15 protein-coding genes are annotated in these 14,246 nt (G+C 69.9%); 6 read left to right on the forward strand and 9 right to left on the reverse strand.

What is annotated here, in order from left to right; genetic code table 11:
- Window positions 1-123: 123 nt before the first annotated feature.
- Window positions 124-1,332 carry a tyrosine--tRNA ligase gene (gene tyrS / locus CCR79_RS04960; protein WP_201169410.1) on the reverse strand — a complete coding sequence of 403 codons (1,209 nt, stop codon included), beginning with the start codon at window positions 1,330-1,332 and terminating at the stop codon, window positions 124-126.
- Window positions 1,333-1,476: 144 nt separating this feature from the next.
- On the opposite strand from tyrS, the gene CCR79_RS13880 reads away from it, so the two are divergent.
- Both CCR79_RS13880 and CCR79_RS04970 read left to right on the forward strand, forming a co-directional pair.
- Window positions 1,477-2,973 carry a peptidoglycan DD-metalloendopeptidase family protein gene (locus tag CCR79_RS13880; protein WP_201169411.1) on the forward strand — a complete coding sequence of 499 codons (1,497 nt, stop codon included), beginning with the start codon at window positions 1,477-1,479 and terminating at the stop codon, window positions 2,971-2,973.
- Complete coding sequence (locus CCR79_RS04970) at window positions 2,970-4,094, forward strand: anhydro-N-acetylmuramic acid kinase (RefSeq protein WP_274601236.1); 1,125 nt, start codon at window positions 2,970-2,972, stop codon at window positions 4,092-4,094. The genes CCR79_RS13880 and CCR79_RS04970 overlap by 4 nt, the downstream gene beginning before the upstream one ends.
- Window positions 4,095-4,109: 15 nt before the next feature.
- Here CCR79_RS04970 and erpA read toward each other — a convergent pair whose 3' ends face one another.
- Together erpA and argC are read right to left on the reverse strand one after the other, a co-directional pair.
- Window positions 4,110-4,481 carry an iron-sulfur cluster insertion protein ErpA gene (gene erpA / locus CCR79_RS04975; RefSeq protein WP_201169413.1) on the reverse strand — a complete coding sequence of 124 codons (372 nt, stop codon included), beginning with the start codon at window positions 4,479-4,481 and terminating at the stop codon, window positions 4,110-4,112.
- 94 nt (window positions 4,482-4,575) lie between these two features.
- On the reverse strand, window positions 4,576-5,610 hold the full coding sequence (gene argC / locus CCR79_RS04980; RefSeq protein ID WP_201169415.1) for an N-acetyl-gamma-glutamyl-phosphate reductase: 1,035 nt from the start codon (window positions 5,608-5,610) through the stop codon (window positions 4,576-4,578).
- A gap of 138 nt (window positions 5,611-5,748) precedes the next feature.
- Between argC and hemJ the strand changes: the two genes are divergently transcribed.
- Entirely contained in the window at window positions 5,749-6,174 is a 426-nt protein-coding gene (hemJ, locus tag CCR79_RS04985) for a protoporphyrinogen oxidase HemJ (protein ID WP_201169417.1), read from the forward strand.
- 76 nt (window positions 6,175-6,250) lie between these two features.
- Here the strand turns inward: hemJ and bfr are convergent, their stop codons facing one another.
- The 4 genes from bfr to CCR79_RS05005 form a co-directional block, all read right to left on the reverse strand.
- Window positions 6,251-6,751, reverse strand: a complete 501-nt coding sequence (gene bfr / locus CCR79_RS04990; RefSeq protein WP_201169418.1) for a bacterioferritin — start codon at window positions 6,749-6,751, stop codon at window positions 6,251-6,253.
- A 48-nt stretch (window positions 6,752-6,799) separates the two neighbouring features.
- Window positions 6,800-7,072, reverse strand: coding sequence for a bacterioferritin-associated ferredoxin (locus tag CCR79_RS04995; RefSeq protein WP_201169420.1), 273 nt, complete (start codon window positions 7,070-7,072; stop codon window positions 6,800-6,802).
- Between the two features lie 70 nt (window positions 7,073-7,142).
- A complete protein-coding gene (ptsP, locus tag CCR79_RS05000; protein WP_201169423.1) occupies window positions 7,143-9,410 on the reverse strand; it encodes a phosphoenolpyruvate--protein phosphotransferase in 2,268 nt (755 codons plus the stop codon).
- An 11-nt stretch (window positions 9,411-9,421) separates the two neighbouring features.
- On the reverse strand, window positions 9,422-9,967 hold the full coding sequence (locus tag CCR79_RS05005; RefSeq protein ID WP_201169426.1) for an RNA pyrophosphohydrolase: 546 nt from the start codon (window positions 9,965-9,967) through the stop codon (window positions 9,422-9,424).
- Between the two features lie 132 nt (window positions 9,968-10,099).
- On the opposite strand from CCR79_RS05005, the gene CCR79_RS05010 reads away from it, so the two are divergent.
- The 3 genes from CCR79_RS05010 to CCR79_RS05020 are packed head-to-tail and all read left to right on the forward strand — an operon-like array spanning window position 10,100 to window position 11,863.
- Window positions 10,100-10,783 (forward strand): HAD-IB family hydrolase, encoded by a 684-nt coding sequence (locus CCR79_RS05010; protein WP_201169429.1) that lies wholly within the window; start codon window positions 10,100-10,102, stop codon window positions 10,781-10,783.
- Entirely contained in the window at window positions 10,768-11,139 is a 372-nt protein-coding gene (locus CCR79_RS05015) for a CidA/LrgA family protein (protein WP_201169431.1), read from the forward strand. Before CCR79_RS05010 ends, CCR79_RS05015 begins: the two co-directional genes overlap by 16 nt.
- A complete protein-coding gene (locus CCR79_RS05020; protein ID WP_201169434.1) occupies window positions 11,132-11,863 on the forward strand; it encodes an LrgB family protein in 732 nt (243 codons plus the stop codon). Before CCR79_RS05015 ends, CCR79_RS05020 begins: the two co-directional genes overlap by 8 nt.
- On the opposite strand, the gene lnt is transcribed toward CCR79_RS05020, so the two are convergent.
- A complete protein-coding gene (gene lnt, locus CCR79_RS05025) occupies window positions 11,849-13,378 on the reverse strand; it encodes an apolipoprotein N-acyltransferase (RefSeq protein WP_242510830.1) in 1,530 nt (509 codons plus the stop codon). The genes CCR79_RS05020 and lnt overlap by 15 nt on opposite strands.
- Window positions 13,365-14,240 (reverse strand): HlyC/CorC family transporter, encoded by an 876-nt coding sequence (locus tag CCR79_RS05030; RefSeq protein ID WP_201169448.1) that lies wholly within the window; start codon window positions 14,238-14,240, stop codon window positions 13,365-13,367. Before CCR79_RS05030 ends, lnt begins: the two co-directional genes overlap by 14 nt.
- Window positions 14,241-14,246 lie beyond the last annotated feature (6 nt).

Consider the following 14,246-nt stretch of genomic DNA (forward strand, 5'->3'; position numbering starts at 1 on the left):
GTTACGCGACTGTGAAAGCTTGTCAACGCTTTGTCTCGTCGCCGGCGGATCCCTTGGAATCCGTTCGACGCCGCGTTGCCGCCGCGTCGAGAGCTGCGCATTGTACGGGCTGCACGGAGCAGGTCAAGCCCCTTTTTCACTGACCCGCGCAAACCGACGCTTGCCCACCTGCAAGAGGCACCCGACGCCGGCCTCCAGGCGCGCCTTGGGATCCTCCACGCGCTCACCGTCGACCCGCACCGCCCCTTGTCGGACCATGCGCAGCCCTTCGGAGGTCGAGCCGACCAACCCCGCCTCCTTGAGCGCCGTGGCGATGCCGATCCCGCCCTGCTCATCATAGGACAGGGTGACGTGCGGCACATCCTCCGGGACGGCGCCGTGCCGGAACCGCGCGACGAAGGCCTCACGCGCCCGCTCGGCCTCCGCCCGCCCGCGGAAGCGCTCGGCCAGCTCGAAGGCCAGGGCGTCCTTGGCATCCCGCGGGTTCATCCCCTCCTCGCTAATGCGGCGCTGCATCGCCTCGACCTCATCCCAGGGGCGCAGGCTAAGGAGCTCGAAATAACGCCACATGAGCTCATCCGAGATGGACATCAGCTTGGCGTAGATGTCCTCCGCGGACTCCTTCACACCCACGTAGTTGCCCAGCGACTTGGACATCTTCTTGTGACCATCGAGACCGACGAGCAGGGGCATGGTCATCACCGTCTGCGGCTTCTGCCCGAACTGACGCTGGAGCTCGCGGCCGACGAGCAGATTGAAGCGCTGATCCGTGCCTCCCAGTTCGAAATCGGCCTCCAGCGCCACCGAGTCGTAGCCCTGGATCAGGGGGTAGAGGAACTCGTGGATCGCAATCGCCGAACCGGCCTGGTAGCGCTGGTGGAAGTCGTCGCGCTCGAGCATGCGCGCGACGGTGTAGCGGGAGGCGAGCTGGATCAGATCCCCAGCCTGCATGGTGCCCATCCAATCGGAGTTGAACACCAGCCGCGTGCGCTCCGGATCGAGGATGGCGTAGATCTGCTCCTCGTAGGTACGCGCGTTTTCTCGCACCTCCTCCGGGGTCAGCGCCGGCCGGGTGGCGCTCTTGCCGCTCGGATCCCCGATGGTGGCGGTGAAATCGCCGATCAGGAACAAGACCTCGTGACCGAGGTCCTGAAACTGCCGAAGCTTGTTGATCAGCACCGTGTGGCCGAGGTGAAGATCCGGCGCGGTGGGATCGAAGCCGGCCTTAATGCGCAGCCGCTTGCCCGACTCCAGGCGCTCTTCGAGCTCCGCCTCCGGGATGATCTCCTCGACCCCGCGCCGGATCAGCGCCCGTGCATCTTCCTTCGTCATGCCTCGCCCCCTGCCCATCACTATGTAAAATCGCGTATTGTACCGTAACCCCCGGATTGTGGCCGAGCCCGGCGCCGCGTCAGTGGCTGCCGCGCACGCTCGCCCGGGACCGATCCCGCGAAGCGCCGACTGGAGCCTAGCCCCGTGCAGACCCGACTGACCGAGCTCGATTTCAAGGGCCGCCGGCCCGCGACGGGCCGACGCCGCCGGCACCGCCGCCCCGTGCTGCGCATCGCTGCCATCACCGGCAGCGCGAGCGCCGCCGCCGTCCTGATCTGGCTCTGGATGGATGGCTCACCGTCCCCGCAAGGGTCCCCAGCCGACTCCGAACTGGTGCTGCCCCCCGCCGAGGCCGCACCGGCCACCGCAGGCACGCGCACGGACAACGCCAACGGCCTTGAGGAGGCGCCGGCCGGCCGACTGACCACCCTGGCGCTCGCCCCTGCAGCCGACGAAAGCGATCCGCTGCCGGCCTCGACCGAAAGGGAAGACGAGGCCGCGCGGGCCGACGTACGCCCAGAGCTGGAGGAACACGAGGTCACGGTCCGCTCCGGCGACAGTTTTGCTCGCATCCTCTCCCGGGCCGGGCACACCGCCGGTGACGTGCAGCGCATCCTCAACGCCGGCGAGCCCGCCGAGTCCGCGCTCACGCGCCTGCGCCCGGGACAGACCCTGACCCTGCTGCGCGACGACGAGGGGACGTTGGCCGGGGTGCGTTTCGCCATGGACCCCGAGCAGAAGCTGCTCGTCCGCCGCGGCGATGACGGCTTCGAGGCGAAGACCGTGCCCCGGGAATTGGAGCGCGAACTGCGCCAGGTCGAGGGGACGATTGAGGGCTCGCTGTTTCTCTCCGCCCGCCGTTCCGGCTTGGACGATCGGATGATCATGCAGCTCGCCCGGGTTCTCGATGGCGACATCGACCTGGGGCGGGACCTGCGTAGCGGCGACACCTTCTCCGTGCTCTACGAGCGCACCCTTGGCCCCGATGGGCAGACGCTGCGCAAGCGCCTCAAGGCGATGCGCCTGGAAGGCGCCCGCAAGACGCTGGAGGCGCTGCGCTTCGAGGACCCGGACGGCCGGGTGAGCTTCTACACCCCGGACGGCACCAGCCTGGCGCGGACCTTCACCCGCTACCCCCTGGATTTCGAGCGAATCAGCTCCCACTTCGATCGCAATCGCCGCCACCCGATCCTCGGCGTGCGCCGGCCCCACCTGGGCGTGGATCTGGCTGCGCCCACCGGCACACCGGTGCGCGCCGCCGCCGACGGGCGCGTGGTGGAGCGCCGCCGCAACGGGGGCTACGGCCGGGTGATCACCCTGCGCCACGGCGAACGCTACCAGACCCTGTACGCCCACCTGTCGCGCTACGCCTCGGGCCTGAGCGTGGGCGACCGCGTCCAGCGCGGCGAGGTCATCGGCTACGTGGGGGCCACCGGGCAGGCCACTGGCCCGCACCTGCACTACGAGTTTATCGACAACGGCCGCCACCGCAACCCGGTAACCGTGGACCTGCCCCGCGCCGAGCCGCTGCCCGACGAGCATCGCAGCGCCTTCCGCGAGCACGCCGCGCCGCTGCTGGCGAGCCTGCGCGGCGAGTCGTCGGCGGACATCCAGCTGGCCAGCGGTGAGGAGCGCCGTTGAGCGAACGTGGCGCCGAGGGAGGCTACATCGGCCTGATGTCGGGTACCAGTGTCGACGGCATCGACGCCGCGCTGCTCCGCCTGGGTGCCGACGGCGCGGTGGGCGATATTGTCGCCAGCGCCTGGAGCCCGCTGAACGACGCCCTCGCCGCTGCGGTCCACGAGGTCGGCGCAGAGACGCCGCTGCACCGGCTCTGCGAGCTGGACCGGCGCCTGGCAGAAGCCTTCGCCGCAGCCGCGGCGGCGCTGCGGCAGCAGGCTCCCGCCGAGCTGCCGGTGCACGCCGTCGGCTGCCACGGCCAGACCGTCTGGCACCAGGGGCCGGACCCCACCACCGGGGAGCCGGGACACAGCCTGCAACTCGGCGACCCGAACCGTATCGCCAGCCGCACCGGGCTACCGGTGGTGGCTGACTTCCGCCGCCGGGATATTGCCGAAGGCGGGCACGGCGCACCGCTGGCGCCCACCTTCCATGCGCATTGTTGGGAGCAGCAGGATGAGGCGGTCGCGGTGGTCAACCTGGGCGGGATCGCCAACCTGACCCTGCTACCGGCCGACGGCGGCCCGGTGATCGGCTTCGACAGCGGGCCGGCCAACACGCTGCTCGACGCTTGGGCGCGCCGCCACCTGGGCGCGCCCTTCGACGCCGACGGCACCTGGGCGGCCAGCGGCCGCGTGGATGCCGCGCTCCTGGCGCGGCTGCGCAGCGACCCCTACTTCGCCCGGCCGGCTCCGAAGAGCACCGGCCGCGAGTACTTCAACGCGGCCTGGCTGCTGAAGCACTGCCAGGGCACCGAGGAGCCGGTGGACGTCCAGGCCACCCTGGCGGAGCTGACAGCCAGCACCGTGGCCGATGCGCTGCACGCGGGAGGGGGCACCCCGCGCCGGGTACGGGTCTGCGGCGGCGGGGCCCGCAACGAGCACCTGATGAGACGGCTACAGGCGCACTGCCCGGGGGCGGACGTGGCCAGCACGGCAGTGCTGGGTATGGACCCGGACTACGTGGAGGCGGCCGCCTTCGCCTGGCTGGCCTGGGCCCGCCTCCACGGCCACCCCGGCAACCTGCCGTCGGTCACCGGAGCACGGCGCCCCGCCGTTCTGGGCGGCGTCTACGCACCGTGACCCCGGCGGCGCGGCTCAGATGGAGAACGAGGAGCCGCAACCACAGGTGGTGGTGGCGTTGGGGTTGCGGATGATGAACTGCTCGCCCTCAAGGCCACTGGAGAAATCGACCTCCGCGCCCTGCAGATAGATGCCGCTGACCGGGTCAACGACGATCTGCACCCCGCGCTTCTCGATGATGGTATCGCCCTCCTCGACGGTCTCGTCGAAGGTAAAACCGTACTGGAAGCCGGAACAGCCGCCGCCGGTGATGAACACGCGCAGCTTCACGTCACCGCCCTGCTCATCCTGGAGCAGCTCGCGGACCTTGTCCGCGGCGGCATCGGTGAAGATCAGCAGCTGATCGTCGGCCGGGGCGTGGGTCTCGGGCTCGGCGATATCGCTCATGGGTGGTCCCTCCGCAGGTGGACGCCGGGGCCGACAGGCCCCTAGCGGATAACATGCATTTTGTAGGCGCCTACCCGCCAGGTCAAACCGGCCCCTAGGGCACGTAGGCCAACCCCTCCAGCCCGGCGGTCTCGTCGAGGCCGAACATCAGATTGAGGTTCTGGACCGCCTGCCCGGCCGCCCCCTTGGTGAGATTGTCGATCACCGAGAGGATCACCGCCCGGTCGCTGCGCCCCGGCGGCTGGTGCAGGCCGATGCGACAGTCGTTGGTGCCCCGGACCCAGCGCGTCTCCGGATGGGCGCCGCGGCCGACGAGGCGGACGAAGGGCTCTTCGGCGTAGCGCTGCCGGTAAAGGGCCTCGAGCTCGTCCAGCGGACGATCCACGGCCACGTGCAGGGTGGCCTGCATGCCACGGGTCATCGGCACCAGATGGGGGACGAAGGTCACATCCACCGGTGCCCCGGCGGTCTGCGCCAGGGTCTGCTCGATCTCCGGCAGGTGGCGGTGGCCGCTGGCGCCGTAAGCCTTGAAGCCCTCGTTGGCCTCGCAGAAGAGGGTGGCCACCTTGGCCGCCCGGCCGGCACCGGAGACACCGGACTTGCAGTCGGCGACCACCGGTCCATCACCGAGCGCACCGACCTCGAGCAGCGGCAGCAGCCCCAGGGCCACGGCCGTGGGGTAGCAGCCCGGATTGGCCACCAGCCGCGCCGCCGGCAGGGCGTCGCGGTAGCGCTCGGGCAAGCCGTAAACGGCCTCTTCAAGCAGCTCGGGACAGCTGTGGGCCATGCCGTACCACTCGTTCCAGACCGCCGGGTCGCGCAGCCGGAAGTCGGCCCCTAGGTCGATCACCCGGCAGCCGGCCTCGAGCAGCGCCGGCGCCGACTCCATGGCAATCCCGTTGGGCGTTGCGAAGAAGACCACATCGCAGCGGCTCAGACGCTCGGTGTCGGGCGCGGTGAAGACATTGTCGACCACCCCCTCGAGCGCCGGCATAAGCTCGTCCACCCGGGTACCGGCCTCGGCCCGCGAGGTGATCTCCGCCAGCCGCAGCCCGGGGTGGCGCGCGACCAGGCGCAGCAGCTCCATGCCGGTATAGCCGGTACCGCCGACAATGCCTACTTCGATCATGGGTCTTTCCTCTCCCCCTGGTTTCCGGTTACTGATAGCCGCATGGGCTCCCGCCGCCACGCGGGCAGGGCCTACAATACGCGCGGAGCCGGCGCCGAGCGAGACGCCGCCCCTATCCAAACGTCAGGAGGACCCGTCGTGCTGTACATCTGGATCCAAGCCTTCCACGTTATCGCGATCGTGACCTGGTTCGCGGCCCTGTTCTACCTGCCCCGGCTGTTCGTCTACCACGCCATGGCCGAGGACGAGATCAGCAACGAGCGTTTCAAGGTCATGGAGCGCAAGCTCTACCGCGGGATCATGAACCCGAGCGCGATTGTCGCCGTGGGCCTGGGCATCTGGATGCTGGTCTTGTTCCCGCAGCTGCTCAACGAGGGGTGGATGCTGACCAAGCTGGCCCTGGTCACCCTGCTGATCGCCTACCACCTGTACTGTGGCCAGCTCCTGCAGGCCTTCGCCGACGACCGCAACGAGCGCAGCCATGTCTGGTACCGGGTCTTCAACGAGTTGCCCGTACTGATCCTGATCTCGGTGGTCGTCCTCGCCGTGGTCAAGCCCTTCTAGACACCCCCAAGCGCACGGGACCCCGCCGGCGTCGCCGACGGGGTCCCGTGCAGCAGCGATCCGCTAGGCGGCGGGCTCAGCCCTCGCCTTCGCCCTCGCCTTCGTTAGCCGCAACCATCTGCATCTGCAGATAGCTGGCCTCGCCGAGCTGGTCCATGAGCTTGATCTGCGTCTCGAGCCAGTCGGCGTGGCCCTCCTCGTCGGCGATCAGGCTGGTGAACAGGTCGCGCGAGGCGTAGTCCTGCACCGACTCGCAATACGCCGCCGCCTCGCGGTAGTAGGCCAGGCTGTCGTGCTCACCGGCCAGGTCCGCCTCGAGCATCTCACGCACGTTCTCGCCGACCTTGAGCTTCTCCAGCTCCTGGAGGTTGGGCAGGCCACCGAGGAAGAGGATACGCTGCATGAACTGGTCGGCGTGCTGCATCTCCTCGATGGACTCCTCGTACTCCTTGGCGCCGAGCTTGTCGAAGCCCCAGTCGTACGCTAGGCGGGAGTGGAGGAAGTACTGGTTAATCGCCGTGAGCTCTTTCTTGAGCCCGCCGTTGAGGTATTCGATGACCTTCTTGTCACTTGCCATGGCGCCCCCTTGTGAACGCGTTCCTGAATGTAACCGTGGCTGATTCTATCAAGGCCCGGGCGCAGCGTCTGTCGATCCGGCGGCCGCCCGGGGGGCAGGCGGCTCCACTGTCACCGGTTCCGGCCCGGTCGAACCGGCAGCACGCCGCTCCAGCGGGCAGTCGGCGCACTCGCCGAGCAGCTGCCGCGCCTCGGGGCCGCATTTGCCGCAGCAACCGGCCACCCCCAGCCGTGTGCGCAGCTCGCGCATGGAGGCGCACCCGCAGGCCACTGCCTCGCGGATCTGCCGCTCGGTTACGGCGTTGCAGATACAGACGTACATGGCAGGCCCCCGATCACTCCGACAAGGGACCATCACACCTTGAACGCGAGTGATTGTCAATTGCGAGGATTTACTTGCCCGCGCGCATCAGTCCGCCGAGTTCGTATTCCTCCAGCGTGCGGCGCAGCATACGCCGGACCTCCTCGGGGGAGTCCATCTCGACGGCGCGGTTGGCCAGCTCGGCAGCGCGGGCGACCGGCACCCGGCGCACCACCCACTTGATGCGCAGCAGGCTCGAGACGCTCATCGACAGCCCCTCGATGCCGAAGCCGACCAGCAGGATCGCCCCCGCCGGATCGCCGGCCATGCCGCCGCAGACGGTCAGGCGCTTGCCGTGACGCCGCGCCGCCTGTGCCACATGGCGCACGGCCCCGAGCACGGCCGGATGGAGCTCGTCGTAAAGCCCGGCAACCCGACTGTTGTTGCGGTCCACCGCCAGCAGATACTGGGTCAGGTCATTGGAGCCGAGGGAGAGGAAGTCGGCCTGATCGCAGTAGCGATCGATCTGGTAGATGGTGGCCGGCACCTCGATCATCACGCCCAGCGGAGGGATGCGCGCCTGGATGCCCTCCTCGGCCAGCTCCTGGCGGGCACGCAGCAGCAGCCGGCGCACATCGGCGATCTCCTCGAGCCGGCTGACCATCGGCAGCAGGATCTGCAGGTTCCCCAGCCCCACGTCAGCGCGCAGCATGGCGCGCAGCTGCGTAAGGAAGATCTCCGGGTGGTCCAGGGTCAGACGGATGCCGCGCCAGCCCAGGAAGGGGTTCTCTTCCTCGATCGGGAAGTAGGCCAGCGACTTGTCGCCGCCGACGTCCAGCGTGCGCAGGGTTACCGGCTGCGGCGCGAACTGCTCCAACACCCGGCGGTAGAGATCGGCCTGCTCCTCCTCGCCGGGAAAGCGATCGCGGATCAGGAACGGGAACTCGGTGCGGTGCAGTCCAATGCCGTCACAGCCGGCGGCCAGCGACAGGTTGATGTCCGAGATCAGGCCCGTATTGGCGTAGAGGGCGATCGTGCGCCCGTCGGGGCTGGTGGCCGGCTCGTCACGCACCGCCTCAAGCCCCTCGGTGAACTCCGCCTCGTCGCGGATCAGGCGCTGGTACTCATGCTCGACGGTCTCGGTCGGGTCGACGTAGAAGCGCCCGGCGTAGCCATCCACTACCACCGGCCGACCGTCCATCTGCCGGGTGCGCAGGTCGTCGACGCCCATCACCGCGGGGATGCCCAGCGCCCGGGCGAGGATGGCCACATGGGAGTTGCGCGAGCCGGTGGCCGAGACGACGCCGACGAGATGGTCGTGGGGGATCTCGGCGAGCTGCGAGGCGCTCACCTCGTGGCCCACCAGCACGGCCTGATCGGGCAGGGCCTCGACCCGGCCACCCTCGTCGCGCAGCCGCCCGAGGATCCGCCGGCCAAGATCGCGGATGTCGCTCGAGCGCTCGCGCAGGTAAGGGTCGTCCATGTTCTCGAAGACCTGCACGTGCTCACCGATGACCTGGCGCAGCGCCCCGGGCGCCCAGTTGCCGGCGCGGATGCGCTCGACGGTCTCGTTGACCAGGCTGTCGCCCTCGAGCATGCGCAGGTAGACGTCGAAGAGCATCTGCTCGTCGGCGGTGACCGAGGCGGAGATCTGCTGACCGAGCTGGCGAAGCTCCGCCGTGACCTCCGCCACCGCCTGCTCGAAGGCCGCCACCTCGGCTTCCGGGTCGGTGGCGACGCGGTCGGGGATGGCATTGAGATCCGATTGCGCGTAGGGCACCACCGCCGTACCGATGGCCACCCCGGGCGCCCCGGGCAGTCCGCGCAGCGCGCGGCTGTCCTCGGCCACCGGCTCGTCGCCAATACCGTGGATGCCGCCGCTGGCCCGAGCATGGGCGATGGCCCCCGCGAGCTGCGCGGCGAGGGTGACGAGGAAGGCGACCTCGCTCTCCTCGAAGCGGCGCTGCTCCGTCTGCTGGACGACGAGCACGCCGAGCACCGAACGGTAGTGGATGATGGGCACGCCGAGAAAAGAGGAGTAGCGCTCCTCGCCGGTCTCGGGGAAGTAACGAAAACGCGAGTGCGCCGGGGCGTTCTTGAGGTTGATCGGCTCCTCGCGCTCAGCGACCAGGCCGACCAGCCCCTCGGCGGAGGTCAGCCGCACACGGCCCACGGACTCGCTGTTGAGTCCGCGGGTGTCCATGAGCACGAAGTCGCCCTGGGCGGCATCGAGGAGGTAGACCGAGCAGACATCCACCGCCATGGCGTCGGCCACCCGCTCGACGATGATTCGCAGCCCCTGGCGCAGGTTGGGCGCTGCGTTCACTTCCCGGGAGACGCGGTGGAGGATTTCCAGCATGGGGCCCCGCCCTATCGCAATCGTCGCCGCGCCGCCGGCGGGATGGCTGCAGGGGTGCCACCCTCGGTACCGGTTCCGGCCCAGTCACCGGCCTGCAGGCAGCCGGAAAGTTCCTGCAGCGCCTGGCGGTAGACCTGGCGCTTGAAGAAGATGACCTCGTCGACCGGATACCAGTAGTCGACCCAACGCCAGCGGTCAAACTCGGGACGCGGCACCCGGTCGACGCGCACCCGCTGCTCGTCGGCGAGCAGGCGCAGCAGGAACCAGATCTGTTTCTGCCCGATACACCGGCTGCCACGGCGCCGGATCATGCGGCGGGGCAGGCGGTAACGGAGCCAGCGGCGCGTCGCACCGAGCACGGCCACGTCCGAAGGCGTCAGGCCGATCTCCTCGCGCAGTTCGCGGTAGAGCGCCTCCAGCGGGGTCTCGTTGGCCTCGACCCCGCCCTGCGGGAACTGCCAGGCGTCTTCTCCGGCCCGCCGAGCCCATAGCACCTGGCCGTCGTCGTTGGCGACGATGATGCCGACATTGGGCCGAAAGCCGTCAGAATCGACCACCCGGAGACGCCTCCCTACGCGGAAATTGCCGATGTTATTCTTTCACAGGGGGTGCAACCCGGGCAACGTTGCCGCAGGGCCGGGCCCGCCTGATCCCCGCTCCCCACCCACCCGATAACCGGAGGAGGTGCAGTGTCCGTCGCCCTGTTCGACCTGGATAACACTTTGATCGCCGGTGACAGCGACAGCCTGTGGGGCGAGTACCTGGTAGCCCGCGGAGCCGTGGACAGCGAGGCCTTCGCCGAGACCCACCGGCGCTTCCACCAGGACTATATCGAGGGGCGACTGGATATCGACGCCTTCCTCGCCTTCGCCCTCAGCCCCCTGGCCGAGCACCCGGAGGAGCAACTGAACGCCTGGCGTGCCGACTTCGTCCGCGAGTGGATCGAGCCGCTGGTGCTGCCCGCCGCCGAGGCCTTGCTCGACGAGCACCGCCGCGCCGGGCACCGCCTGGCCATCGTCACCGCCACCAACCGCTTCGTCACCGCGCCCATCGCCGAGCGTCTGGGGGTTCCCACACTGCTGGCCACCGAGCCGGAGCGCCGCGACGGCCGCTACACCGGCCGCCACACCGGCACCCCGACCTTCCGCGAGGGCAAAATCCGGGTGGTCGACGCATGGCTGCGCGAGCGCGGGCTGGAGCGGGCCGAGAAGTGGTTCTACAGCGATTCGCTCAACGACCTCCCGCTGCTGCGTCATGTCGAGCACCCGGTGGCCGTGGATCCGGACGAGACCCTACGCAGCGAGGCCCGGCGCAACGGCTGGCCCGTGCTGACCCTGCGCCAGACGGAGACGCCCGAGTGCTGCTCGGCCTGACCCTGCTGCTCGGGTTCCAGCTGCTCGGCGAGGTCATCGCCCGGCTCTTCGGCTTGCCGCTGCCCGGCCCGGTGATCGGCCTGGCCCTGCTGTTCGCCACGCTAATCGCCGTGGGCCGCGTCCCCACGGGGCTGCGCACCGCTGCCGAGGGGCTGCTGCGCTACCTGGCGCTGCTGCTCATCCCAGCGGGGGTGGGCATCCTCCTGCACCTGCCGCGGCTGCAGACGGACGCCGTGGCCATTACCGCGGCGCTGGTGGTCAGCACCGGGGTGGCGCTGGCCGTGACCGCGGCGCTGTTCCAGTGGCGCTGGCTGCGCCGCGGGCGCGCTGGTCGGGCGGAGGACGACGGTGACTGAGGATTTCCAGGACATCTGGGCCTTCCTGGCCGAGAGCCCGCTGCTGGGGCTCACGGTCACCTTGGTGGCGTTCCTGATCGGGCAGGCGCTCTGGCGACGGCTGGGCAACGCCCCGCTGGCCCACCCGGTACTGATCGCCACCGCCCTGCTCATCCCCTTCCTGCTGCTCACCGGCACCGACTACGACACCTATTTCGAAGGGGCTCAGTTCATCCACTTCCTGCTCGGCCCGGCCACCGTGGCCCTAGCCGTGCCGCTGTTCGATCAGCTGCCGCGCATCCGGGAACTGCTGCTGCCGATCACCGTCTCGGTGGTGGCCGGCAGCCTGGCCGCGGCGCTGTCGGCGGTGTGGGTGGGGGCGGCACTGGGCGCCTCGCGGGAGACCCTGCTGTCGCTGGCGCCCAAGTCGGTCACCTCGCCAATCGCCATGGGCATTGCCGAGCGGCTGGGCGGGCTGCCGTCACTGACCGCCGGTCTGGTGCTGATCACCGGCGCGCTGGGCTGTCTGATGGCACCACTGATCTTCCGCCTGCTGCGCATCCACGATGAGGCGGCACGCGGCCTGGCGCTGGGCCTGTCCGCCCACGGCTTCGGCACGGTGCAGGCGTTCAGCAGCAGCGCCGCGGCCGGGGCCTTCGCCGGCTTGGGCCTGGGGCTGGCCGGACTGGTGACCGCCTTCCTGCTGCCGGTGGCCCTGCCTTGGTTGGCGTCAGTCGGCGGCTGAGGCCCGCCGGCGCCGGGCGTACCAGCGCAGCCCACCGGGCAGCACCAGCGCGGCGGCGAGCAGCCCGAGCAGCGGTCCATCGCCGATGCGGGCGTAGGGGGTGACGCCGCTGCGCCGCTCCACCTCGGTAACCAGGGTGGCCACCTCGAACTGCGCCCGTCGCTCCACCACCCCACCGTCGGGACCGATCACCGCGGTGATCCCGGTGTTGGTGGCGCGCAGCATCCAGCGCCCGGCCTCGGCCGCGCGCATGCGCGCCTTCTGCAGGTGCTGATGGGGCGCCAACGAATCGCCAAACCAAGCGTCGTTGCTGACGTTCACCAGCAGATCCACCGCGCCCGCCGTGCGCCGCACGGCGACGGGGTAGGCCACCTCATAGCAGACCGTGGCGCCCAGGCGCAGGCGATCATCGACGGCCAGCGGCTCCGGGCGCGGCCCGGGGCTGTAGTCAGCCATCGGGGCGCCGAGGAAGTCGAGGCTCCGACCAAAGAGATCGCGGAACGGGACATACTCGCCGTAGGGGACCAAGTGGCGCTTGTGGTAGACATCGCGCTGCTCGCCGAGGACCACCACGCTGTTGTGCAACTGCCCGCCGTCCGGAGCCCACTCCCGGTAGGGGATGCCGAGCACCAGCGTCCCCCCGGCCTCGCGGACCCGCTCGGCGACCTGCTCCAGGTACGGCTGTACCGTATCGAAGCGACGCGGTATGGCGGTCTCCGGCCAGACCACCAGGTCCGCCCCGGCGTGCTCGGCGGTCAGCTCAGCGTAGCGGCTCTGGATGCGCTCGAGCTGCACCGGGTCCCACTTGATGTCCTGACTGAAGTTGCCCTGGATCAGCGCCGCGCGCACCGGCTCGCCTTGGGCCTCGGTCCACGGCCGGTCCGCTGCCAACCCGGCGGCGACCGCCGCCACAGCCAGCGCCGCCACGCTCGCCCCGCGCCGCCACCCGGGGGCCGTCACCAGCCACGCCGCGGCGCCGGCGAACAACACCAGCAGGGCGCTCAGCCCGAGCACACCGATCACCGGCGCCAGCCCGGCCAGCGGCGTGTCCAGGGCGGCGTAGCCGACGAACAGCCACGGGAACCCGGTGAACAGCCAGGTACGCAGCCACTCCACCGCCACCCACGCCGCCGGCAGGGTGACCAGCAGGCGCAGCCCGGGGCCGCGCCCCAAACCGCGCCCGAGGGCCACCGCCAGCATGGGGAACAGCGCCATAAAGGCGACGAACACCACGGTGACCAGCCCCGAGAGCGCCGGACCGGCACCGCCGTAGTCATTGATGCTGACGAACACCCAGGAGACGCCGACGCCGAACTGCCCCAGACCGAAGGCGTAGCCGGCCTGCAGGGCGCGCCGACGCGGTGCCAGCGCGGCCACGGCAAAGAGCACCGCCGGGGCGAGCACCGCCAGCAGCGCCCAGTCCAGCGGCGCGAAGGCCAGCGGCAGCCCGGCTCCGGCCAGGCCAGCGGCGAACACCCCGGCGCGCCCGGCAGCGAGACGCTCAGCCGTCGTCATCGCCCTCGCTCCCCACGGGCATGACCCGCAGCAGGTGGATGCGGCGCTGATCGGCGCGCAGGACGCGGAACTCGAAACCGGCGAAGACGATGCGCTCGCCGCGGCACGGCACGTGTCCGAAGCGCTGCGCCACCAGGCCGCCGACGGTGTCGAGGTCGTCCTCCTTGAGTCCGGCGGAGAGGGCCTCGTTGAACGCCTCGATGGGCGTGACCGCCTTGACGATCCAGCTGCCGTCGTCACGGGCCAGGATGGGGGCATCCTCATCGAAGTCGTGCTCGTCGTCGATCTCGCCGACAATCTGCTCGATCACGTCCTCGATGGTGACGATCCCGGCCAGACCGCCATACTCGTCGACCACCACGGACATGTGGTTGCGGCTCTCGCGGAACTGCTTGAGCAGCGCATCGAGCCGCTTGCTCTCGGGGATGAACAGCACCGGGCGCAGGACCTCGCGCAGCCGGAAGCCGTTGTGCCCCTCCTCGTGGAAGAGGCGCAGCAGGTCCTTGGCCAGGAGGATCCCGATGACGTCGTCCTTGCTCTCGCCGGTGACCGGGAAACGCGAGTAGCCGGTGCGCACGATGGTCGGCAGCAGGTCGCGCGGCTCGGCATCCCGGGCCACAGTGGTGACCTGGGAGCGGGGGATCATGATATCGCGGGCCTGGAGCTCGGAAACATGGAGCACGCCCTCGATCATGGACAGGGCGTCGGCGTCGAGCAGACCGAGCGACTGGCTGCGGCGCAGGTGCTCGACCAGCTCGTCCCGCGAGCGAGGTTCGGGCTGGGTCACCAGCCGGCGCAGGCGATCGCGCCACGAGACGCTCTCGCCAGCGCCGCTGCTACTGTTCGCTTCTCCGTCGGGCATGACCTC

The organism is Halorhodospira halophila, assembly GCF_016653405.1.
GTDB lineage: Bacteria > Pseudomonadota > Gammaproteobacteria > Nitrococcales > Halorhodospiraceae > Halorhodospira > Halorhodospira halophila_A.

What these genes read in the sequence shown, in the direction of transcription:
- tyrS (WP_201169410.1), bottom strand. Translation starts at nt 1,332, where the DNA reads ATGACGAAGGAAGATGCACGGGCGCTGATCCGGCGCGGGGTCGAGGAG.
- erpA (WP_201169413.1), bottom strand. Translation starts at nt 4,481, where the DNA reads ATGAGCGATATCGCCGAGCCCGAGACCCACGCCCCGGCCGACGATCAG.
- argC (WP_201169415.1), bottom strand. Translation starts at nt 5,610, where the DNA reads ATGATCGAAGTAGGCATTGTCGGCGGTACCGGCTATACCGGCATGGAG.
- bfr (WP_201169418.1), bottom strand. Translation starts at nt 6,751, where the DNA reads ATGGCAAGTGACAAGAAGGTCATCGAATACCTCAACGGCGGGCTCAAG.
- CCR79_RS04995 (WP_201169420.1), bottom strand. Translation starts at nt 7,072, where the DNA reads ATGTACGTCTGTATCTGCAACGCCGTAACCGAGCGGCAGATCCGCGAG.
- ptsP (WP_201169423.1), bottom strand. Translation starts at nt 9,410, where the DNA reads ATGCTGGAAATCCTCCACCGCGTCTCCCGGGAAGTGAACGCAGCGCCC.
- lnt (WP_242510830.1), bottom strand. Translation starts at nt 13,378, where the DNA reads ATGACGACGGCTGAGCGTCTCGCTGCCGGGCGCGCCGGGGTGTTCGCC.
- CCR79_RS05030 (WP_201169448.1), bottom strand. Translation starts at nt 14,240, where the DNA reads ATGCCCGACGGAGAAGCGAACAGTAGCAGCGGCGCTGGCGAGAGCGTC.